We start from the raw sequence: 19,726 nt of genomic DNA, 5'->3' as shown, positions 1-19,726 counted from the left end.
CTTTAGAATTAACCTTGTTTTTGTTTATGTTTAGGATTTTCACAGATTACCATTACTTTACCGCGTCGGCGAATTACTTTACATTTTTCGCAGATCGGTTTCACAGATGGTCTCACTTTCATCTAACCTAACCTCCTTAGTAGTCCGGAGCGCAAAAGATTATTTAAAACGGTATGTGATACGACCGCGAGTTAAATCATAAGGAGATAACTCAATAGTAACCTTATCTCCAGGTAGAATACGGATAAAGTGCATACGAATCTTACCAGATACGTGTGCTAGAATCACATGTCCATTTTCTAATTCTACCTTAAACATCGCGTTTGGCAAAGTCTCAACAACTGTCCCTTCGACTTCAATTACATCATCTTTCGCCATCTACTCTGTCTCCTCTCTATATGCAAATTAAAGTTCTCATCGTTACATCAAACGGATATCTGCTGCAACTTTAGAAGCAACCTCGTTTCAACATATGTTTGGATTGTATGAGAGATGTTTGAAAGACGCTCGTCTGGTTTCGCTTCACACAATCCACGGAATATACAGAACCAGTAAGGGCACTGAATCTCCCATGTTTACACGAATACCGGAATGTCTTGGATGAGATATTCATACCCGTTACACAGATGCTTCCACGAAACCCATTATACTCCTCCAAAAGATATGTTGCACTTTTGAGAAGAAATATATACCGGGCACAATATGCTTTTGCAACTCTCAAAAAAATTATGTTTCGTTGTTGCTCCCGCATGCCTCCCGCGGAAGCAGTACTCTGCGCCCGGAGCCGGGTATCAGCTGCGGCTGCTCTGTAATAGAGCATCAAGATCAGCAAACACTTTGTTAATATCTTGCTGTCCATCTATATTAGTTAACACGCCTTTAGCTTGATAGAAATCAAGTAAAGGTTGTGCTTGTTTCATATTTACTTCCAGACGGTTCGCAACCGTTTCAGGATTATCATCTGCACGTGTATAAAGCTCGCCACCATCTTTATCACATTTCCCTTCCTCAGCAGGAGGATTGAAAATTAAATGATAGGATGTACCACAAGTTTTACAAATACGTCTACCTGAAAGACGAGCAATTAACTCATCCTTTTCAACTTGAATGTTTAATGTATGCTCAATAGCTTTACCTAGATCAGCAAGAATGCTATCTAAGGCTTCAGCTTGAGGAACAGTACGTGGGAAACCATCCAATAAGAATCCTTTTTCACAATCAGGTTTAGCCAGTCGCTCACGAACAATACCAATCGTTACTTCATCAGGTACAAGTGCACCTTGATCCATAAACGACTTAGCTTGTAAGCCTAGTTCAGTACCTTCTTTAATTGCAGCACGGAACATATCGCCTGTAGAAATATGAGGAATTGCGTACTTCTCAACAATTTTATCTGCCTGAGTACCTTTACCAGCACCTGGCAGACCCATTAAAACGATATTCATTAGGAAATATTCCTCCCACAAAAGGTTTGCTGATTAAAGGAAACGATGGAACGTTCCCTAAAAACCAACATTATTTCATAAAGCCTTTGTAGTGACGTTTAACAAGTTGAGATTCTAGCTGCTTCATCGTTTCGAGCGCTACGCCGACTACGATAATAATACTAGTACCACCGATCTGCACTGAGGCAGGTAGATTCATAAAGTTTATGAATATAACCGGCATTACTGAAATAACAGTTAAGAAAATCGCGCCGACAAATGTCAGACGATATAACACGCTTGTTAAATACGTTTGAGTGTTTTCACCAGGACGAATACCTGGAATATAAGCACCTTGCTTTTTCAAGTTATCTGCCACATTTTCTGGATTCACTTGTACGAATGCATAGAAATATGTGAATGCGATGATTAATGCCACATAAATAATCATTCCAACAGGTTTTGTATGATCAAACGTGTTATTAATGAATGTTGTAACATTATTTTCACCGAAGAACGGAACTAACGTACGAGGTGTCATCAGAAACGCTGAAGCAAAGATTACAGGAATAACCCCTGCAGCATTTACTTTTAACGGTAAATGAGTTTGTTGACCACCAGTTTGTTGATTTCGCCCAGTAACTCGTTTTGCATATTGAATTGGAATTTTACGTAGTGCTTGTTGCACGTAGATAACTCCAATAACAACCGCAAGCAAGATTAAAACAAGTAGACCAAGGATAATTAGGTTGATAAATAGCTTATCACCAGCACCCTCGATTTGTTGTGCATAGATTTGGTTGATACCTGTAGGTAATGCCGCAACGATACCTGCGAAGATTACAACAGAAATACCATTACCAACGCCATGCGCAGTAATTTGATCAGCAAGCCATACTAGGAATGCTGTACCCGCTGTTAATACAATAGAGATTATAACATATGTTAAAACTCCTTCTTCCTTAATCAATGACCCGCCATACATTCTATTAAAACCAAATGACATCGCGAATGATTGAATAAAAGCAAGAATAATAGTAAAGTAGCGTGTAAATTGCGCAAGTTTACGTCTCCCGACTTCACCTTGCTTTGCCCACTCAGCAAACTTCGGTACTACGTCCATTTGCAATAACTGAACAATAATTGAGGCTGTGATGTAAGGCATAATCCCCATCGCAAAGATAGAGAAGTTCTTTAAAGCACCACCGCCAAAAGTATTGAGGAAACCAACGAGGTTAAACTCATCAGTTGCCTTTAATACATTAGCGTCAACGTTAGGTACTGGAATGAAAGTTCCAATACGAAAAACGATTAACATTAAAAGTGTGAAAATGATTTTATTTCTTATATCTCGAACACGCATAAAGTTAGAGATTGTCTGAAACATTAAATCACCTCAGTAGTTCCGCCGGCATTCTCGATTGCTTCTTTCGCTGAAGCTGAGAATTTATGAGCTTTGACAGTAAGCTTTTTATTAAGAGTTCCGTTGCCTAGAACTTTAATTCCAGCTTTTTCATTGCTCACTAGACCAGTTTCAAGTAATAATGCAGCAGTTACCTCTGCACCGTCTTCGAAACGGTTTAAAGCATCAAGGTTAACGATCGCGTATTCTTTACGGTTAATGTTCGTAAAGCCACGTTTTGGTAAACGACGGAATAATGGGTTCTGACCGCCTTCAAAGCCTGGGCGTACACCGCCACCAGAACGAGCGTTTTGACCTTTATGACCTTTACCTGCTGTTTTACCGTTACCAGAACCGATACCACGACCAACGCGGTTGCGTTGCTTACGAGAACCTTCTGCTGGTTTTAACTCATGCAGTTTCATAGTGGGTGGCACCTCCTTGTTCAATAATTGGAAATTAAATTTCTTTTACAGTAACTAAGTGAGCTACTTTATCAAGCATACCGCGAGTAGCTGCGTTATCAGCTTTCTCTACAGTTTGGTGTAATTTACGTAAACCTAAAGCTTCAACAGTTTTGCGTTGTGCAGGTTTAGTACCAATCACAGATTTAGTAAGGGTGATTTCTAATTTGTTAGCCATTATCTTTCCCCCCTTATCCTAATAGTTCTTCCACTGATTTACCACGTAATTTAGCTACGTCCTCTACGCGTTTTAATTCAGTTAAACCTTGAATTGTTGCACGCACCATGTTAATTGGTGTGTTAGATCCAAGTGATTTTGAAAGAATATCAGTAATACCAGCAAGTTCTAGTACAGCACGTACTGGACCACCAGCGATAACCCCTGTACCAGGAGCAGCAGGTTTGATTAGGATTTCTCCTGCACCAAAGCGACCTTGCACTAAGTGTGGAGTTGTTCCACCTACGCGTGGCACTTCGATTAAGTTTTTCTTCGCATCTTCAACAGCTTTGCGGATAGCATCTGGCACCTCTTGAGCTTTACCAGTTCCGAAACCTACATGACCGTTTCTATCGCCAACTACAACTAATGCTGTGAAGCGGAAGCGACGTCCACCTTTAACAACTTTAGCAACGCGGTTAATAGTAACTACGCGTTCTTCAAGTTCTCCAAGTTTGTTTGCGTCAATACGACTCATGAAATGTGTCCCTCCTTCTTATTAAAATTCTAAACCGTTCTCACGTGCAGCTTCAGCTAAAGCTTTAACACGTCCATGATATAAGTAACCACCACGGTCAAATACTACAGCAGTAATATTTTTTTCCGCAGCGCGTTTTGCGATTGTTTCACCGACTTTAGTTGCTGCGTCAACATTGCTACCAGCACCTTCGAAACCATTTTCTTGAGAAGATGCGCTAACAATTGTTACGCCTGCTACGTCATCGATAAGTTGCGCGTAAATGTTCTTATTAGAACGGAATACGTTTAAGCGTGGACGCTGAGCAGTACCCGAAATTTTAGAACGTACGCGAGCATGACGTTTTTTACGAACCTGATTTTTATCTTGTTTCGTAATCACAAGGGTCACTCCTTTCTAATGCTTAAGCTGCATTATTTACCTGTTTTACCTTCTTTACGACGAACATATTCGCCTTCATAACGAATACCTTTACCTTTATAAGGCTCTGGTGGACGAACGTCACGGATGTTAGATGCAAGAGCACCAACGCGTTCTTTGCTAATACCTTTAACGATGATTTTAGTGTTTGAAGGAACTTCAATTTGTAGACCATCTTCAGGTGTGAACTCTACTGGATGAGAGTAACCTACGTTAAGTACAAGTTTATTACCTTGTAATTGCGCACGGTAACCAACACCGATAAGTTCTAAAGCTTTTTCGAAACCTGCAGAAACACCAGTAACCATGTTCGCAAGAAGCGCACGAGTAGTACCGTGGTTTGTGCGGTGTTCTTTTGAATCAGAAGGACGTACTACAGTGATTACGTTACCCTCTTGCTCAATTTTCATATCTTGGTGGAAAGAACGAACAAGTTCGCCTTTAGGACCTTTAACAGTAACAGTGTTGTTTGCATCAACAGTAACAGTTACGTTAGCAGGTACCTCGATAATTTTTTTACCTACACGAGACATTTAGTTGCACCTCCATTCATTTATTGCTAATTACCAAACGTATGCTAGAATTTCTCCGCCAACTTGTTTAGCGCGAGCTTCTTTATCTGTTAATAAACCTTGTGAAGTTGACACTAAAGCGATACCAAGACCGTTCAATACTTTAGGTACTTCATTTGTTTTAGCATATACACGTAAACCAGGTTTAGAAATACGTTTTAAGCCAGTGATAACGCGCTCGTTATCTTTTCCATATTTTAAGAAAATACGGATGATACCTTGTTTGTTGTCTTCCACGTATTCTACGTCACGTACGAAACCTTCACGCTTTAAAATTTCAGCGATTTCTTTTTTCACGTTGGAAGCTGGTACTTCTAACTTCTCGTGACGAACCATGTTCGCATTACGAATGCGAGTAAGCATATCTGCAATCGGATCAGTCATTGTCATTACATTTACCTCCTTCCCAAATTAGGGGATTACCAGCTGGCTTTTTTCACGCCAGGAATTTGTCCCTTATATGCAAGTTCTCGGAAACAAATACGGCAAAGTTTGAATTTGCGATATACTGAATGTGGACGACCACAGCGTTCACAACGTGTATACTCTTGCACTTTAAACTTTTGCTTACGTTGTTGTTTAACGATCATAGATTTTTTAGCCACGTTTTCGCCCTCCTTGTTTGATTACTTTTGGAACGGCATACCGAATTGTGTCAATAACTCGCGAGCTTCTTCGTCAGAGTTCGCTGTCGTTACGATCACGATGTCCATACCGCGTACTTTTGAAACTTTATCGTAATCGATTTCTGGGAAAATTAATTGTTCTTTAACACCTAGAGTGTAGTTACCGCGACCATCGAATGCTTTTTTAGAAACACCACGGAAGTCACGTACACGAGGTAGTGAGATAGAAATTAATTTGTCCAAGAATTCATACATACGCTCACCGCGTAATGTAACTTTAGCACCGATAGGCATACCTTCACGAAGACGGAAACCTGCGATCGATTTTTTAGCTTTAGTTACTACTGGTTTTTGACCAGTGATAATTGTTAATTCTTCAACAGCTGCATCTAACGCTTTAGAGTTTTGAACTGCATCACCAACACCCATGTTGATAACGATTTTCTCAACTTTCGGTAGTTGCATAACTGATTTATATCCAAATTTGCTCATAAGAGCTGGAGAAACTTCATTTAAATATTTTTCTTTTAGGCGGCTCATGTGTGTACCTCCCTTCTATTTATACTAATTAGTCGATTACTGCACCTGATTTTTTTGCTACACGAACTTTTTTACCGTTTTCGATTTTATAACCTACACGAGTCGGCTCGCCAGATTTAGGATCGATTAGCATTACGTTCGAAACGTGAATTGCAGCCTCTTGGCTAACAATACCACCTTGTGGATTCAATTGGTTAGGTTTAACGTGTTTTTTCACGATATTCACACCTTCAACAAGAACGCGATCTTGTTTTGGGAAAGCAGCAAGGATTACGCCTTCTTTGCCTTTATCCTTACCAGTGATTACCTTAACCTTGTCACCTTTTTTTACATGCATGCTGTCGCACCTCCTTGATTGGCACTGTCATGAAATTAAAGAACTTCTGGAGCTAGAGAAACGATTTTCATGAAGTTGCTGTCACGTAGTTCACGTGCAACAGGTCCGAAAATACGAGTTCCGCGTGGTGATTTATCATCACGAATAATTACACAAGCATTTTCATCAAATTTGATGTACGTGCCGTCTTTACGACGAACGCCTGATTTAGTACGAACGATAACAGCTTTAACAACGTCACCCTTCTTGACAACGCCACCTGGTGTTGCTTTCTTAACTGTACAAACAACGATATCACCGATGTTAGCAGTTTTACGGCCAGAGCCACCAAGCACTTTAATTGTAAGAACTTCACGTGCACCTGAGTTGTCAGCAACTTTCATACGACTTTCTTGTTGGATCACTTAGGTTACCTCCCTTCGGAAATTGGTTGTTCCGAAATAGTTATTAAATAATAACCGCTTTTTCTACAACTTCTACTAGACGGAAACGTTTAGTAGCTGATAGCGGGCGAGTTTCCATGATACGTACGATATCACCGATTTTCGCTGTGTTTAACTCATCATGAGCTTTAAACTTTTTAGAGTATTTTACACGCTTACCATAAAGCTTGTGCTTTTTGTAAGTTTCAACTAAAACAGTAACAGTTTTGTCCATTTTATCTGAAACAACGCGGCCCGTGTAAACTTTGCGTTGATTGCGCTCAGTCATACTTGAAAACCTCCTTTATCAGTTATTTGCACTGATTTCTCTTTCACGAATAACAGTTTTCATACGCGCGATTGCTTTACGCACTTCACGAATACGAGCTGTGTTTTCTAATTGACCAGTCGCCAATTGGAAGCGAAGGTTGAAAAGCTCTTCTTTCAGTGATTTCACTTTTAATTCTATTTCAGAAGTAGCAAGGTCACGGATTTCATTAGCTTTCATTAGATTCACCACCAGTTTCTTGACGTTTTACGATCTTACATTTAACAGGAAGTTTGTGTGATGCTAAACGAAGTGCTTCACGTGCAACTTCTTCAGATACGCCAGCAATTTCGAACATTACTTTTCCTGGTTTAACTACTGCTACCCAACCTTCAGGAGAACCTTTACCAGAACCCATGCGGACTTCTAGAGGTTTTTTAGTGTAAGGTTTATGTGGGAAGATTTTAATCCAAACTTTACCGCCACGTTTCATGTAACGAGTCATCGCGATACGAGCAGATTCGATTTGACGGTTAGTAATCCAGCTAGCAGTTTGAGCTTGTAAGCCCCATTCGCCGAAAGTTACTTCTTTACCGCCTTTCGCTTCGCCACGCATGTTGCCGCGGTGTTCACGACGGTATTTAACGCGTTTAGGCAATAACATATTATTTGCCTCCTTCCACAGATTTCTTCGTAGGAAGAACTTCACCACGGTAGATCCATACTTTAACGCCTAATTTACCGTAAGTAGTATCAGCTTCTGCGTGTGCATAATCGATGTCAGCACGTAGAGTATGAAGTGGAACAGTTCCTTCACTATAGTGTTCAGCACGCGCGATATCAGCGCCACCTAAACGACCAGATACTTGTGTTTTAATTCCTTTTGCACCAGCGCGGATTGTGCGTTGGATCGCTTGCTTTTGCGCACGACGGAATGATACACGATTTTCTAATTGACGAGCGATGTTTTCAGCTACTAGACGAGCGTCAAGATCTGCACGTTTGATTTCAATAATGTTGATGTGTACACGTTTACCAGTTAAATCGCTAAGGTATTTACGAAGGTTTTCAACTTCAGTACCACCTTTACCGATTACCATACCTGGTTTCGCAGTGTGAATTGTAATGTTTACACGGTTTGCAGCACGTTCGATTTCTACTTTAGAAACTGAAGCGTCTTTAAGAGCCGTTTCAATATATTTACGCACTTTGATGTCTTCGTGAAGTAGAGTTGCATAGTCTTTTTCAGCGTACCATTTTGACTCCCAGTCACGAATAATACCAACGCGTAGTCCTATTGGATGTACTTTTTGACCCACGGATTAACCCTCCTTCTTCTCAGATACCACTAGAGTAATGTGGCTTGTGCGTTTGTTAATTGCGCTTGCACGTCCTTGTGCACGTGGACGGAAACGTTTTAAAGTTGGACCTTCGTCAACGAATACTTCAGAAACTACTAAAGAGTTGATGTCAAGATCGTAGTTGTGCTCAGCGTTAGCAACTGCAGATTTTAATACTTTCTCAACGACTGGAGACGCCGCTTTTGGAGTATGACGTAAAATTGCAACTGCTTCACCAACTTGCTTACCTCGGATTAAGTCTACAACTAGACGTACTTTGCGAGGAGCAATGCGTACTGTACGAGCGATAGCTTTAGCTTGTGTCATTAGGATTTACCTCCTCTCAAAATTAGCGTCTTGTTTTCTTGTCGTCTGCACCGTGACCTTTATAAGTACGTGTCGGTGCGAACTCACCAAGTTTATGGCCTACCATATCTTCTGTTACGTATACAGGAACATGTTTACGTCCATCATATACAGCAATCGTTAAACCGATGAAGTTCGGGAAGATTGTAGAACGGCGTGACCAAGTTTTGATAACTTGTTTTTTCTCAGAAGCCTCTTGCGCTTCCACTTTTTTCATTAAGTGGTCATCGACAAAAGGTCCTTTTTTCAAGCTGCGACCCATGTAGGAACCTCCCTCCGTGATTCCACCACGGCTCTCACATAGAACCGTAGTTTAACCACTTTATTTTTTACGACTACGGATGATAAATTTATCCGATTTGTTTTTCTTCTTGCGAGTTTTGTAACCAAGTGCTGGTTTACCCCAAGGAGTCATTGGTGATTTACGTCCGATTGGAGAACGTCCTTCACCACCACCGTGTGGGTGATCGTTAGGGTTCATTACAGAACCACGAACTTCTGGGCGTTTACCTAACCAACGGCTACGACCTGCTTTACCGATGTGTACAAGTTCGTGTTGTTCGTTACCAACTTGACCGATTGTAGCGCGGCAAGTAGCTAAAACTAAACGTACTTCACCAGATTGTAAACGAACGATAACGTACTTATCTTCACGACCAAGTACTTGCGCAGAAGTACCAGCTGAACGTACTAATTGTCCGCCTTTACCAGGTTTTAACTCGATGTTATGGATTGTAGTACCCATTGGAATGTTTGCTAATGGTAATGTGTTACCTACTTTAATATCAGCATCTGGACCAGAAACGATTGTTTGACCAACCTCTAGACCTTTTGGTGCTAAGATGTAAGCTTTTGCTCCATCAGCGTAGTTGATTAATGCGATATTCGCAGAACGGTTTGGATCATATTCAATAGTAGCAACTTTTGCCGGAATGCCATCTTTAACACGTTTGAAATCGATAACACGGTATTGCTTCTTATGACCACCACCATGATGACGAACAGTGATTTTACCTTGGTTGTTACGACCAGCTTTGCGTTTAGTTGGTTCAAGCAATGATTTCTCAGGCTTGTTAGTTGTAATTTCCGCAAAGTCTAATGACGTCATGTTACGACGACCATTAGAGGTAGGTTTATACTTTTTAATCGCCATTGTGTTTTCCCTCCTTCTTGAGTGTTCAAATCATAAATCCGTTAGGATTACATTTCGAATAATTCAATTTCTTTGCTATCAGCAGTTAATTTAACGATCGCTTTACGACGTTTGTTAGTGTAACCACCGTAACGGCCTACGCGTTTGAATTTACCTTTGTAGTTAAGAACGTTTACTTTCTCAACTTTTACGCCAAAGATTTCTTCTACAGCGTCTTTTACTTGAGTTTTGTTAGCGCGAGTGTCTACTTCGAAAGTATACTTTTTCTCTGCCATAAGTTCTGAAGAACGCTCAGTAATGACCGGACGTTTTAAAATATCACGTGCTTCCATTATCCAAGCACCTCCTCAACTTTTTCTACTGCAGACTTAGTGAATACAACTTTATCATGACCTAATAGATCAAGAACGTTGATTCCATTTGCAGTTAAAACTGTTACACCTGGGATGTTACGAGCAGATAATGCTACGTTTTCATCTAGGTCAGCAGTTACGAATAAAGATTTTTTCTCTAAAGAAAGATCTTTAAGGATTTTTGTGAATTCTTTTGTTTTTGGTGCTGCTAGAGTTAGAGCATCAAGAACTAAGAAGTTTTGTTCTACTACTTTAGCTGATAAAGCAGATTTAAGAGCTAAACGACGAACTTTTTTAGGTAATTTATAAGAATAGCTACGTGGAGTAGGACCGAATACGATACCACCGCCGCGCCATTGTGGAGAACGGATAGAACCTTGACGAGCACGACCAGTTCCTTTTTGACGCCATGGTTTACGACCACCACCAGCAACCTCAGAACGGTTTTTAACCTTGTGATTACCTTGACGAAGAGAAGTGCGTTGAGCAACTACTGCGTCGAATAATACTGCTTCATTTGGCTCGATTCCGAAGATCGCATCGTTTAATTCGATTTCACCAACTGAAGCACCTGTTTGACTAAGTACAGATACTTTTGTCATTCCTGTTTCCTCCTTTCCTTAAGTGATTACTTAGCTTTAATTGCAGTTTTTACTGTAACTAGAGCTTTTTTAGAACCAGGAACATTACCTTTAACAAGTAGTAAGTTACGATCTGTGTCAACTTTCACGATTTCTAAGTTTTGGATTGTAACTACATTGCCACCCATTTGACCAGGTAATTTCTTTTGTTTGAATACGCGGTTCGGAGCAACTGGACCCATTGAACCAGGACGACGGTGGTAACGAGAACCGTGGGCCATAGGACCACGAGATTGTCCGTGGCGTTTGATAACACCTTGGAAACCTTTACCTTTAGTAACTCCTGTTACATCGATTACATCGCCTTCTGCGAAAATTTCTACTTTGACTTCTTGACCAACTTCGTATTCTTCCACGTTCACGTTGCGGAATTCACGAATGAAGCGCTTAGGAGCAGTGTTCGCTTTTGCTACGTGACCTTGTTCTGGTTTGTTAGAAAGCTTAACGCGCTTGTCTTCGAAACCAACTTGAATTGCTTCGTAGCCGTCTGTTTCAACAGTTTTCTTTTGAAGAACTACGTTTGGAGTAGCTTCGATAACTGTTACCGGGATTAAATCGCCGTTTTCAGCGAAAACTTGTGTCATACCAATTTTTCTACCTAAGATTCCTTTAGCCATTTGTCACACCTCCTGTAAGTTTTAAAAGTTATATTGTTTTTACCATTAAAGTTTGATTTCGATATCAACGCCAGATGGTAAATCAAGTTTCATTAACGCGTCAACAGTTTGTGGTGTTGGGTTAACGATATCGATCAGACGTTTATGCGTACGCATTTCGAATTGTTCACGAGAATCTTTGTACTTGTGAACAGCACGAAGAATTGTGTACACAGACTTCTCAGTTGGAAGTGGAATCGGACCTGATACACTTGCACCTGAACGTTTTGCAGTTTCCACAATTTTCTCAGCAGACTGATCTAAAATACGGTGATCATACGCTTTTAAACGAATACGAATCTTTTGTTTTGCCATTATTTTCCCTCCTTCTCGCCTATTTTCTAGACATTCTCCACGAAAATTTTCCCACACACCGCCATGGCAAAGCGGCCGGGTGTGTCGGCAACCTCTCGCTTCATCGCAGTCAAAGACCAACATTCAACATTATATACAATAAAAAAAGAATAAGCAAGTCTTTTCGCTAAATTCTTTTAAATGTTGCAGATATTCTTAGTACTACTATTTCTTCGCTTTATTAAGCCGTTTATTAGTATATAAAATTTCTATACATATTGCAACACTTAAGGTTGTCATATCAACATTTTCGCACATTTCAAATAACTCTAAAAAGAAAAGTAGTTTCTACTTAAATAGAAACTACCTCCTTATTATAGAAAGAACACACAGGCAATCCAACCAAACAGGATTAGTGGTATATTGATGAAAAGAAACGTAGGAACACAAGTATCCCAAATATGATGATGCTGGCCGTCAACATTAAGGCCTGCTGTTGGTCCTAATGTAGAATCGGATGCTGGAGAACCTGCGTCTCCTAAAGCACCAGCTGTACCAATTAAACATAATATCGCTAAAGGACTCATATCTAAACCTTGTGCTAGCGGAACAAATAGTGTAGCGATTATAGGCACTGTTGCGAAGGACGAACCAATCCCCATCGTCACAATTAATCCTATGACTAACATGATGAAGACAGCAAGACTTCTATTTCCTTCTAATAAGGTGAGAGAATTTATAATTAAGCTATCCACATCACCTGTTGCATTGATTACCGCCGCAAAACCGTTTGCCGCAATCATAACAAAGCCAATAAAGGCCATCATCTTCATTCCTTCAGAAAGTATATCATCGGCTTCTCGCCATTTAAGGGCACCTGTAAAATACATAATCATAATACCTGCAAACGAGCCTACAATCATGGAATCTGTTAACACTTGAGCGCATAGCGATGTTACTAGTGCCAGCGCTGTAGAAAACATAATAAATTTGCTGACGTTTACATTTAAAGATTCCGTCTCCACTTCACTCTGCTTATAATGTCTTGGCTTTCGGTATACAGCAAATGCGATAATCAATCCGATTAGCATTCCTAATACGGGAATCCCCATTGCTGCAGGGACATCACGTGAAGATACAGCCATTCCTGCCTCTGACACTTGTGTAGCAACGATATCTTGAAAGATTGCTCCAAAACCAGCAGGTACAAAACTATAAGTACCAATTAAGCCTACTGCAATCAACGTTGCAATTATACGTCTGTCGACTTCTAGCATATTTAAAATCTTTAAAATAGGAGGAATTAATAATGGAATGAAGGCAATATGAATAGGAATGACATTTTGAGATAAAATAGACATCACAAAAATAAGGAAGAAAATTAATACCTTCACAAGTCCTTTTCTATTACTTTCACCCTTTAATATTTTTAACATCCCCGCTATCATTAATTCGGGTATTCCTGTTTTGGCAATGGCGATTGCAAAACCACCAAGTAAGCCATAACTTAATGCAATGGTTGCTCCTGCCCCTAATCCTTCCGTAAACGATTGGACAGTTGACTCAATGCCCATCCCACTAGTTAGACCACCTACAAATGCTCCTAGAACTAACGAGAGAACTACATTGATGCGAAGCAAGCTTAATATTAACATAACGGCTACAGCCGCAATTACTGCATTCATTGTTACACTCTACTTTCATACACTAAATTACTAACATGTTAAACTTTATTATTCTGATAATTGAAAGTCAAGTTTTTTTGTAATTTTTTTGCACTAAAAAACAGTGTGATGACAACCACCACACTGTTTCCGAGTTTCTTCTTATTTAATATTACAACGATTGACGTACAACCTTTTTATAATAGCCTACCGAGAGAATGGCAAAAGTCGTATATAAGGCGATATAACAGCACATTGCAATCCACAAGGGAGCTGTTAACTCTGTCCCAAATAAAAACCATCCTGACTTAACAGCAAAGTAGCTATGCAATAACCCAATAACTAATGGAACACCGAAATTAAAGGCCTGTTTCATATAAATACCCTTCATGATATCTTTTTCAGCAAAACCGATCTTTCGTAGGATTGTATAGGAATCACGTTCTTCCTCTGCCTCAGACATTTGTTTAAAGTATAGAATACTACCTGTGGTCATTAAGAACGCTAACCCTAAAAATGCTGTTGTAAATATGGTAAGACCCAATGATTCAATGTTGTCTTTACGTTTTCCTTCATAGGATGATTGTGTATATTGCTTTGTCTTCCCTTTATCATCTACAGCCATAATAATGCCTGCATTTGATTGAATATATAATTTTTCTGCTGTTGCAATATCTTCCTTCGATTTTAAAGTAATTGTTGATTGATGATGCCAAGGATAAAGAGCTGCCTGTGTAGTTAAACTTTTAAACATATCATCTGTCACAACAAAGATAGGTCCACCACCCCCAGCCGTTACAATACCACTTATCACACTTTTATCGTGGATATCAACGACATGAAAAGTTTCTTCAAGTTCTCCTGCAGATATTACTAAATCATGATCTTTCTCTAACGGGAACATTTCAGCCATATAACCACCATAGTTTGTTAAGATAACCTCATTTCCTGATAGCTTAGCCTCTGGAACACTCTGCTGATAATCTGAAAGCGGAATGGTATAAATTGTGCCTTCCATTGTATATAAAGGGTTATCCTGCTGTTTTTTAGACATCAATTGACCTACAGCAGCAGTTACTCCCTGAAGACGGTAGTCAATTTTATCATAAGCAATATTATTTTCCTCTAACTTCTCTAAAAACTCCTCCCCTTGCTCTTCAAGCAATATGAAATCACCTGGTACTTGGCTATATGCAGATGCTTCCGAGGAGTAGTAGGCGATATAGGAAAGCGTGGTCACGCCTAGAGAAACGCCTGTTAACACAGTGATTAGCGTTAATGACTTTGCATTGCTCTTCATGCGATGCATGATGGGCGTTAATGCTAATACATCCTTTATGGATAAATGCCCTTTTTTCTTTAGGCGAATAGTATTCATAATAAATGCTACAGAGAAACGAAAAACAAGGAATGTTCCACCAATTGTAGTAGCTAAAATAATAATCATATTAATAAATAAATTACCAGCAGATTCGATATCGAACAGCTTTGTCGATGCATAGTAGCCATAAGCAATCAGTATAAGACCCAAAAAGCCAATAACCATTTGGAACGCACTAAAGCGTCTCACACGCTCATCTGCTTGTTTTGCTGCACTAAATAATGATAACAATGAAACATGATGAATCATCCAAGCCATCTGTATAAGAACGATGATCAATAAGATCGTAAACACAATCATCGACTGCAGTAAAGCTTGTGTACTAAAAGTCATGGTTACGAGAGCTTCTTTTTCAAGCACACGAAGCAAAATCATTGCAAACACACGAGAGCTAAAGAAGCCTGCCAACATACCTATAATAACGGCTCCAACAAATAACAGAATGTTTTCAATCGCTAATAAACGCACGATTAGCCCCTTAGTCATGCCAATCAGTTGATACAAACCTATTTCCTTACTACGACGCTTCATAAATAAATGGTTTGCATACAGCACGAAGAACAAAACGATGAAATAAAGAATATAAGTTGCTGCCTTAAATCCTGCTGTAGCTGTTCCACTCATTTGAACAGCAGCCCACACTTCCGTATTATTTTGCAGGGTGACAAAGGAAAAGTATAATGTAACACTAAAAATAAGTGCAAAGAAATATAGATAGTAGTGCTTCATATTTTTCTTCATGCTTCGAAGTACTAACTTACTAAGACTCATACCCGTCACCGCCTAGCACACTTTGTGTATGCATGATTTCTTTGAAAAAGGCCTGCCTTGTTTTATCGCCCTTATAAAGTTCACTATAGATAAGGCCATCCTTTAGAAATAACACACGTGTACAGAAACTTGCAGCTACAGCATCGTGTGTAACCATCATAATTGTCGCCTCTTTTGTTTCATTTATATTTTGTAGATTTTGAAGTAGGGCTGTAGCTGATTTAGAATCTAGTGCACCAGTGGGCTCGTCTGCAAATACCAATGACGGATTGGTAATAAGTGCACGTGCAGCAGAGGTACGCTGTTTTTGTCCACCTGATATTTCGTTGGGGTATTTATTTAAAATTTCCGAGATTCCCAGCAAAGAAGTGAGTTCCTTCACTCGACTTTCAGCAACTGCTCTTGGTAACTTACTGATGGCTAACGGTAGAAGAATGTTTTCTTTTACTGTTAAGGTATCTAATAAATTATAGTCCTGAAATATAAACCCCAGCTGCTCTCGTCGGAAGTTTGCTAAAGCCTTTTCTTTCATACCACGTAAACTATGACCGTTTATCTCAATTACACCTTCTGTCGCAAAGTCAATTGAGCATAAGACATTTAAAAGCGTTGTTTTACCAGAGCCAGAAGGTCCCATAATACCTACAAATTCACCTTTATTCACTTCTACATCAATACCCTTTAATACTTCTTGAGCCGTTGATTTTTTCCCATAGACTTTCTTTATTTTACGTCCTATTAAAACTGTCACTTCATAACGCCCCTTTCTATAGTTCAAGTGTACGCTGTCAAACCTAATTATTCGTGCGTTTTACATGACAATATAAAAAGGTAGGTGACATTTTCGTCATCTACCTGTTAGTTTCGCATATTCATTTTGTAAGGGGAAGCGTAGTGTAAATAGCGAGCCTTCACCAACTTTAGATTGAACATTAATACGAATACCAATTTTTCGGGCTACATTAGATGCTAAATAGAGACCCATACCCGTAGATTGAGAGGATTCCCTTCCCGCTGTTCCTGTATAAGATTTTTGAAAAATCCTAGGTAAATCGTCTAAAGGTATACCCCTACCTATATCTTTAATATGTAGTAATGTAGCTCCTGTAGAATCATGTTCTGTAAAAATTGTTATCTCAGAATTTACTGGGCTATACTTGATGGCATTCGAAAGAATTTGTCGAATAATAAATGCTAGCCACTTGCCATCTGTCATAACCGTCTCTTTCAGTTCACCAATTTCAAAGCCAATGCCTTTTTCAAGACACCAAGCTTGCATAGCTCTGATTTCTTTATAAACAATGGGCTTCAGTTCTATCTCATTTAAATAATTATCTTTTTCAATAGCGTATAATCTTGTTTGATGCAGTTGTTGATCAACCAAAAGATGTAGTCTTAGCCATTCATTCTCTAATTTTCGACGTAGCTGTAAATCCTCAATATGTTCAAACATTAAATTAATAGCAGTTAAAGGTGCTTTTACTTCATGGACCCAAGCTAAAAGCTCATCAGAATGTTCCTGTATTTGCACTTTGGCTTGATTTAACTCTAAATTCTTTTCAAAGAAGGCATCCTCCATTTTTCGAAAGTATACTTCTTGAAAAGGAGATAAAGCTAAGCTATTTCTATGTGCATCATCAAGGTGGCTATCCATATTTCCCAGGAAATCTTTTAATTTCCCAACTTCGATGAAATAGCGACACCAAAAAAAGAGTATAAAACTAACAAGTAAACTAAGGTTTACATACCAAATAGAAATTCCATTTAAACCAACATCTAAAGAAAATAGCACATTTAGAATTATCAAAGTAAAAATAAAAAATCCAATCCAAGCAAAGCGTTCTCTAATAAATAATAATAGCAACTTTTCTCACGTCCCTCAGCTTACTGCCATATAACCAAGTCCCTTTTTTGTTAGTATTACCTCATGTAAACCAATATCCTCTAGCTTTGTACGTAACCGATTAACGTTTACAGACAAAGTATTATCGTTTACGAAACGTTCGTCATCCCATAGTTTTCTCATTAACTCGTCTCTGGAAACGATATGATTAGCCTGTTCTACTAATATTCTTAAAATGAAAAGTTCATTTTTTGTTAAGGAAGCAATGGCACCATTATACATAATTTCACTTCTGGCATAATCAATTATGGCATCGTTAAAACGTGTAACATCCATTTTTTCTTCAACGTAATCATAGGTTCTACGCAAAATAGCCTGTGCTTTTGCGAGTAAAACTTCCATATGAAAAGGCTTTTGAATAAAATCATCAGCCCCCATTTGCATGGCCATTACCATATCCATGGGGTGATCTCGAGAAGAAAGAAAAAGAATTGGCACTTTGGATAAATGACGAATTTCACGACACCAATGAAAGCCGTCATAGGCAGGCAATTGAATATCAATTAGCACGAGGTGTGGTTTCTCCTCTATAAAGTCATCCATCACCTTTTGAAAATTTTTAGGTCCAACCACGTTTAGCGACCACTGCTCAAAACGTTCTTGAATCATGCCAAAGATAGAAGGATCATCTTCAATCAGCAAAATTTTCATGTCCATAATCAGTTCCCCTTTCCCTTTAATTAATTACGCTAGAGGACATGCTTGTGGTTATGTACACATACACTAATTAAAACTCTAATTTTTCTTTATTTTAACACAAAAAACCAATCTGTAGGCGTCCCTACAGATTGGTTTGAAATTAGCGAAAGCTAAAATTATTTTTGGATAGAAGCAACTACGCCAGCGCCTACAGTACGGCCACCCTCACGGATAGAGAATTTAGTACCTTCTTCAAGAGCGATTGGAGCGATAAGTTCAACTGTCATTTCGATGTTATCACCAGGCATTACCATTTCAACGCCTTCTGGTAAGTTACAGATACCTGTTACGTCAGTTGTACGGAAGTAGAACTGAGGACGGTAGTTAGAGAAGAATGGAGTATGACGGCCACCCTCTTCTTTTGATAAAACGTAAACTTCAGCTTTGAAGTTAGTGTGTGGAGTAATTGAACCTGGTTTAGCTAATACTTGACCACGTTGGATTTCTTCACGAGCAACACCACGTAGTAAAGCACCGATGTTATCACCAGCTTCAGCATAGTCTAATAATTTACGGAACATTTCTACACCAGTTACAGTAGTAGATTTAGCTTCTTCAGCGATACCGATGATTTCAACTACGTCACCAACTTTAACTTGACCACGTTCAACACGGCCAGTTGCAACTGTACCACGACCAGTAATAGAGAATACGTCCTCTACAGGCATCATGAATGGTTTGTCAGTTTGACGTTCTGGAGTTGGGATGTAAGAATCTACAGCGTCCATTAATTCAACGATTTTTTCTTCCCATTCTGGTTCACCTTCAAGAGCTTTAAGAGCAGAACCTTTGATTACAGGAATATCGTCACCTGGGAAGTCATATTCAGATAGTAGGTCACGGATTTCCATTTCTACTAATTCTAATAATTCTTCGTCATCAACCATATCACATTTGTTCATGAATACTACTAAGTATGGAACACCTACTTGACGAGATAAAAGGATGTGTTCACGAGTTTGTGGCATTGGGCCGTCAGCAGCAGATACTACTAAGATACCGCCGTCCATTTGAGCAGCACCAGTGATCATGTTTTTAACATAGTCAGCATGTCCTGGGCAGTCAACGTGTGCATAGTGACGAGTTTCAGTTTCGTATTCTACGTGAGAAGTATTGATTGTGATACCACGTTCTTTTTCTTCTGGAGCGTTATCGATATCAGCGTAAGATTTAGCTGTACCACCCATTTTTTTAGAAAGAACTGTAGCGATTGCAGCAGTTAAAGTAGTTTTACCATGGTCAACGTGTCCGATTGTACCAATGTTAGCATGCGTTTTAGAACGGTCAAATTTTTCTTTAGCCATTAGAGATTGCCTCCTCAAAATTGTATGTTTT

Annotated in this window: 31 protein-coding genes and 1 pseudogene; all 32 read right to left on the bottom strand. The window is 39.3% G+C overall.

What is annotated here, in order from left to right; translation table 11 throughout:
* Window positions 1–8: 8 nt before the first annotated feature.
* Window positions 9–122: a 50S ribosomal protein L36 gene (gene rpmJ / locus JIN86_RS17755; protein ID WP_000868344.1), complete on the bottom strand. Its 114-nt coding sequence runs from the start codon at window positions 120–122 to the stop codon at window positions 9–11.
* A gap of 37 nt (window positions 123–159) precedes the next feature.
* Window positions 160–378, bottom strand: a complete 219-nt coding sequence (gene infA / locus JIN86_RS17750; RefSeq protein WP_004233690.1) for a translation initiation factor IF-1 — start codon at window positions 376–378, stop codon at window positions 160–162.
* Between the two features lie 86 nt (window positions 379–464).
* Window positions 465–542 (bottom strand): annotated as a pseudogene (locus JIN86_RS17745) (type I methionyl aminopeptidase); the annotation flags it as partial.
* Between the two features lie 249 nt (window positions 543–791).
* Window positions 792–1,445 carry an adenylate kinase gene (locus JIN86_RS17740; RefSeq protein WP_004233689.1) on the bottom strand — a complete coding sequence of 218 codons (654 nt, stop codon included), beginning with the start codon at window positions 1,443–1,445 and terminating at the stop codon, window positions 792–794.
* 70 nt (window positions 1,446–1,515) lie between these two features.
* On the bottom strand, window positions 1,516–2,811 hold the full coding sequence (gene secY / locus JIN86_RS17735; protein ID WP_004233672.1) for a preprotein translocase subunit SecY: 1,296 nt from the start codon (window positions 2,809–2,811) through the stop codon (window positions 1,516–1,518).
* Complete coding sequence (gene rplO / locus JIN86_RS17730; protein WP_004233670.1) at window positions 2,811–3,251, bottom strand: 50S ribosomal protein L15; 441 nt, start codon at window positions 3,249–3,251, stop codon at window positions 2,811–2,813. The genes secY and rplO overlap by 1 nt, the downstream gene beginning before the upstream one ends.
* Before the next feature lie 34 nt (window positions 3,252–3,285).
* The gene (gene rpmD / locus JIN86_RS17725; protein ID WP_004233668.1) at window positions 3,286–3,468 is read right to left on the bottom strand and encodes a 50S ribosomal protein L30; all 183 of its coding nucleotides are present in this window, start codon (window positions 3,466–3,468) and stop codon (window positions 3,286–3,288) included.
* A gap of 13 nt (window positions 3,469–3,481) precedes the next feature.
* Window positions 3,482–3,985 carry a 30S ribosomal protein S5 gene (gene rpsE, locus JIN86_RS17720; protein WP_004233664.1) on the bottom strand — a complete coding sequence of 168 codons (504 nt, stop codon included), beginning with the start codon at window positions 3,983–3,985 and terminating at the stop codon, window positions 3,482–3,484.
* A 21-nt stretch (window positions 3,986–4,006) separates the two neighbouring features.
* Complete coding sequence (gene rplR / locus JIN86_RS17715) at window positions 4,007–4,366, bottom strand: 50S ribosomal protein L18 (RefSeq protein ID WP_004233662.1); 360 nt, start codon at window positions 4,364–4,366, stop codon at window positions 4,007–4,009.
* Window positions 4,367–4,398: 32 nt separating this feature from the next.
* Window positions 4,399–4,938, bottom strand: a complete 540-nt coding sequence (gene rplF, locus JIN86_RS17710; protein ID WP_004233660.1) for a 50S ribosomal protein L6 — start codon at window positions 4,936–4,938, stop codon at window positions 4,399–4,401.
* A 30-nt stretch (window positions 4,939–4,968) separates the two neighbouring features.
* Window positions 4,969–5,367 (bottom strand): 30S ribosomal protein S8, encoded by a 399-nt coding sequence (gene rpsH / locus JIN86_RS17705; protein ID WP_004233658.1) that lies wholly within the window; start codon window positions 5,365–5,367, stop codon window positions 4,969–4,971.
* Between the two features lie 29 nt (window positions 5,368–5,396).
* Window positions 5,397–5,582 carry a type Z 30S ribosomal protein S14 gene (locus JIN86_RS17700; protein ID WP_004233656.1) on the bottom strand — a complete coding sequence of 62 codons (186 nt, stop codon included), beginning with the start codon at window positions 5,580–5,582 and terminating at the stop codon, window positions 5,397–5,399.
* Between the two features lie 21 nt (window positions 5,583–5,603).
* Window positions 5,604–6,143, bottom strand: a complete 540-nt coding sequence (gene rplE / locus JIN86_RS17695) for a 50S ribosomal protein L5 (protein WP_004233654.1) — start codon at window positions 6,141–6,143, stop codon at window positions 5,604–5,606.
* 28 nt (window positions 6,144–6,171) lie between these two features.
* The gene (rplX, locus tag JIN86_RS17690; RefSeq protein WP_004233652.1) at window positions 6,172–6,480 is read right to left on the bottom strand and encodes a 50S ribosomal protein L24; all 309 of its coding nucleotides are present in this window, start codon (window positions 6,478–6,480) and stop codon (window positions 6,172–6,174) included.
* A gap of 35 nt (window positions 6,481–6,515) precedes the next feature.
* Window positions 6,516–6,884 (bottom strand): 50S ribosomal protein L14, encoded by a 369-nt coding sequence (gene rplN / locus JIN86_RS17685; protein ID WP_004233650.1) that lies wholly within the window; start codon window positions 6,882–6,884, stop codon window positions 6,516–6,518.
* Between the two features lie 43 nt (window positions 6,885–6,927).
* The gene (gene rpsQ / locus JIN86_RS17680; protein WP_004233648.1) at window positions 6,928–7,191 is read right to left on the bottom strand and encodes a 30S ribosomal protein S17; all 264 of its coding nucleotides are present in this window, start codon (window positions 7,189–7,191) and stop codon (window positions 6,928–6,930) included.
* An 18-nt stretch (window positions 7,192–7,209) separates the two neighbouring features.
* Window positions 7,210–7,410: a 50S ribosomal protein L29 gene (gene rpmC, locus JIN86_RS17675; RefSeq protein ID WP_004233646.1), complete on the bottom strand. Its 201-nt coding sequence runs from the start codon at window positions 7,408–7,410 to the stop codon at window positions 7,210–7,212.
* Window positions 7,400–7,834 carry a 50S ribosomal protein L16 gene (gene rplP, locus JIN86_RS17670; RefSeq protein ID WP_004233644.1) on the bottom strand — a complete coding sequence of 145 codons (435 nt, stop codon included), beginning with the start codon at window positions 7,832–7,834 and terminating at the stop codon, window positions 7,400–7,402. The genes rpmC and rplP overlap by 11 nt, the downstream gene beginning before the upstream one ends.
* Before the next feature lies 1 nt (window position 7,835).
* Window positions 7,836–8,489 carry a 30S ribosomal protein S3 gene (rpsC, locus tag JIN86_RS17665; RefSeq protein WP_004233642.1) on the bottom strand — a complete coding sequence of 218 codons (654 nt, stop codon included), beginning with the start codon at window positions 8,487–8,489 and terminating at the stop codon, window positions 7,836–7,838.
* A gap of 3 nt (window positions 8,490–8,492) precedes the next feature.
* Window positions 8,493–8,837: a 50S ribosomal protein L22 gene (gene rplV / locus JIN86_RS17660; protein ID WP_004233639.1), complete on the bottom strand. Its 345-nt coding sequence runs from the start codon at window positions 8,835–8,837 to the stop codon at window positions 8,493–8,495.
* Window positions 8,838–8,859: 22 nt separating this feature from the next.
* A complete protein-coding gene (rpsS, locus tag JIN86_RS17655; protein WP_004233637.1) occupies window positions 8,860–9,138 on the bottom strand; it encodes a 30S ribosomal protein S19 in 279 nt (92 codons plus the stop codon).
* A 60-nt stretch (window positions 9,139–9,198) separates the two neighbouring features.
* A complete protein-coding gene (rplB, locus tag JIN86_RS17650) occupies window positions 9,199–10,029 on the bottom strand; it encodes a 50S ribosomal protein L2 (protein WP_009373990.1) in 831 nt (276 codons plus the stop codon).
* Between the two features lie 47 nt (window positions 10,030–10,076).
* Window positions 10,077–10,361 carry a 50S ribosomal protein L23 gene (gene rplW, locus JIN86_RS17645; protein WP_004233628.1) on the bottom strand — a complete coding sequence of 95 codons (285 nt, stop codon included), beginning with the start codon at window positions 10,359–10,361 and terminating at the stop codon, window positions 10,077–10,079.
* A complete protein-coding gene (gene rplD / locus JIN86_RS17640) occupies window positions 10,361–10,984 on the bottom strand; it encodes a 50S ribosomal protein L4 (RefSeq protein ID WP_202342485.1) in 624 nt (207 codons plus the stop codon). The genes rplW and rplD overlap by 1 nt, the downstream gene beginning before the upstream one ends.
* A gap of 26 nt (window positions 10,985–11,010) precedes the next feature.
* The gene (gene rplC, locus JIN86_RS17635) at window positions 11,011–11,640 is read right to left on the bottom strand and encodes a 50S ribosomal protein L3 (protein WP_004233625.1); all 630 of its coding nucleotides are present in this window, start codon (window positions 11,638–11,640) and stop codon (window positions 11,011–11,013) included.
* Window positions 11,641–11,685: 45 nt separating this feature from the next.
* Window positions 11,686–11,994, bottom strand: a complete 309-nt coding sequence (rpsJ, locus tag JIN86_RS17630; RefSeq protein ID WP_004233624.1) for a 30S ribosomal protein S10 — start codon at window positions 11,992–11,994, stop codon at window positions 11,686–11,688.
* A 353-nt stretch (window positions 11,995–12,347) separates the two neighbouring features.
* Window positions 12,348–13,658 (bottom strand): Na+/H+ antiporter family protein, encoded by a 1,311-nt coding sequence (locus tag JIN86_RS17625; protein ID WP_202342484.1) that lies wholly within the window; start codon window positions 13,656–13,658, stop codon window positions 12,348–12,350.
* A gap of 151 nt (window positions 13,659–13,809) precedes the next feature.
* On the bottom strand, window positions 13,810–15,789 hold the full coding sequence (locus JIN86_RS17620; RefSeq protein WP_202342483.1) for an FtsX-like permease family protein: 1,980 nt from the start codon (window positions 15,787–15,789) through the stop codon (window positions 13,810–13,812).
* Window positions 15,779–16,540 (bottom strand): ABC transporter ATP-binding protein, encoded by a 762-nt coding sequence (locus JIN86_RS17615; RefSeq protein WP_202342482.1) that lies wholly within the window; start codon window positions 16,538–16,540, stop codon window positions 15,779–15,781. Before JIN86_RS17615 ends, JIN86_RS17620 begins: the two co-directional genes overlap by 11 nt.
* A 96-nt stretch (window positions 16,541–16,636) precedes the next feature.
* A complete protein-coding gene (locus JIN86_RS17610) occupies window positions 16,637–17,653 on the bottom strand; it encodes a sensor histidine kinase (protein ID WP_004233618.1) in 1,017 nt (338 codons plus the stop codon).
* 15 nt (window positions 17,654–17,668) lie between these two features.
* Window positions 17,669–18,349, bottom strand: a complete 681-nt coding sequence (locus tag JIN86_RS17605) for a response regulator transcription factor (RefSeq protein WP_004233616.1) — start codon at window positions 18,347–18,349, stop codon at window positions 17,669–17,671.
* Between the two features lie 158 nt (window positions 18,350–18,507).
* Window positions 18,508–19,695, bottom strand: a complete 1,188-nt coding sequence (tuf, locus tag JIN86_RS17600) for an elongation factor Tu (RefSeq protein ID WP_004233614.1) — start codon at window positions 19,693–19,695, stop codon at window positions 18,508–18,510.
* Window positions 19,696–19,726: the final 31 nt, after the last annotated feature.

It is taken from the genome of Lysinibacillus sp. HST-98 (genome assembly GCF_016757845.1).
GTDB classification, from domain to species: domain Bacteria; phylum Bacillota; class Bacilli; order Bacillales_A; family Planococcaceae; genus Lysinibacillus; species Lysinibacillus capsici.
This window is presented reverse-complemented; position numbering and strand designations above follow the sequence as displayed.

Excerpts from the sequence above, each read along its gene's own strand:
- rplP (WP_004233644.1), bottom strand. The coding sequence starts at position 7,834 with ATGTTATTGCCTAAACGCGTTAAATACCGTCGTGAACACCGCGGCAAC.
- rpsE (WP_004233664.1), bottom strand. The coding sequence starts at position 3,985 with ATGAGTCGTATTGACGCAAACAAACTTGGAGAACTTGAAGAACGCGTA.
- rpmD (WP_004233668.1), bottom strand. The coding sequence starts at position 3,468 with ATGGCTAACAAATTAGAAATCACCCTTACTAAATCTGTGATTGGTACT.
- infA (WP_004233690.1), bottom strand. The coding sequence starts at position 378 with ATGGCGAAAGATGATGTAATTGAAGTCGAAGGGACAGTTGTTGAGACT.
- rplF (WP_004233660.1), bottom strand. The coding sequence starts at position 4,938 with ATGTCTCGTGTAGGTAAAAAAATTATCGAGGTACCTGCTAACGTAACT.
- rpsQ (WP_004233648.1), bottom strand. The coding sequence starts at position 7,191 with ATGACTGAGCGCAATCAACGCAAAGTTTACACGGGCCGCGTTGTTTCA.
- rplD (WP_202342485.1), bottom strand. The coding sequence starts at position 10,984 with ATGACAAAAGTATCTGTACTTAGTCAAACAGGTGCTTCAGTTGGTGAA.
- JIN86_RS17605 (WP_004233616.1), bottom strand. The coding sequence starts at position 18,349 with ATGGACATGAAAATTTTGCTGATTGAAGATGATCCTTCTATCTTTGGC.
- JIN86_RS17620 (WP_202342483.1), bottom strand. The coding sequence starts at position 15,789 with ATGAGTCTTAGTAAGTTAGTACTTCGAAGCATGAAGAAAAATATGAAG.
- rplO (WP_004233670.1), bottom strand. The coding sequence starts at position 3,251 with ATGAAACTGCATGAGTTAAAACCAGCAGAAGGTTCTCGTAAGCAACGC.
- JIN86_RS17740 (WP_004233689.1), bottom strand. The coding sequence starts at position 1,445 with ATGAATATCGTTTTAATGGGTCTGCCAGGTGCTGGTAAAGGTACTCAG.
- secY (WP_004233672.1), bottom strand. The coding sequence starts at position 2,811 with ATGTTTCAGACAATCTCTAACTTTATGCGTGTTCGAGATATAAGAAAT.
- rplW (WP_004233628.1), bottom strand. The coding sequence starts at position 10,361 with ATGGAAGCACGTGATATTTTAAAACGTCCGGTCATTACTGAGCGTTCT.
- rpsS (WP_004233637.1), bottom strand. The coding sequence starts at position 9,138 with ATGGGTCGCAGCTTGAAAAAAGGACCTTTTGTCGATGACCACTTAATG.
- rplE (WP_004233654.1), bottom strand. The coding sequence starts at position 6,143 with ATGAGCCGCCTAAAAGAAAAATATTTAAATGAAGTTTCTCCAGCTCTT.
- rpsJ (WP_004233624.1), bottom strand. The coding sequence starts at position 11,994 with ATGGCAAAACAAAAGATTCGTATTCGTTTAAAAGCGTATGATCACCGT.
- rpsH (WP_004233658.1), bottom strand. The coding sequence starts at position 5,367 with ATGACAATGACTGATCCGATTGCAGATATGCTTACTCGCATTCGTAAT.
- rplC (WP_004233625.1), bottom strand. The coding sequence starts at position 11,640 with ATGGCTAAAGGAATCTTAGGTAGAAAAATTGGTATGACACAAGTTTTC.
- rplB (WP_009373990.1), bottom strand. The coding sequence starts at position 10,029 with ATGGCGATTAAAAAGTATAAACCTACCTCTAATGGTCGTCGTAACATG.
- rpmJ (WP_000868344.1), bottom strand. The coding sequence starts at position 122 with ATGAAAGTGAGACCATCTGTGAAACCGATCTGCGAAAAATGTAAAGTA.
- rplX (WP_004233652.1), bottom strand. The coding sequence starts at position 6,480 with ATGCATGTAAAAAAAGGTGACAAGGTTAAGGTAATCACTGGTAAGGAT.
- rpmC (WP_004233646.1), bottom strand. The coding sequence starts at position 7,410 with ATGAAAGCTAATGAAATCCGTGACCTTGCTACTTCTGAAATAGAATTA.
- JIN86_RS17625 (WP_202342484.1), bottom strand. The coding sequence starts at position 13,658 with ATGAATGCAGTAATTGCGGCTGTAGCCGTTATGTTAATATTAAGCTTG.
- tuf (WP_004233614.1), bottom strand. The coding sequence starts at position 19,695 with ATGGCTAAAGAAAAATTTGACCGTTCTAAAACGCATGCTAACATTGGT.
- rplV (WP_004233639.1), bottom strand. The coding sequence starts at position 8,837 with ATGACACAAGCTAAAGCTATCGCTCGTACAGTACGCATTGCTCCTCGC.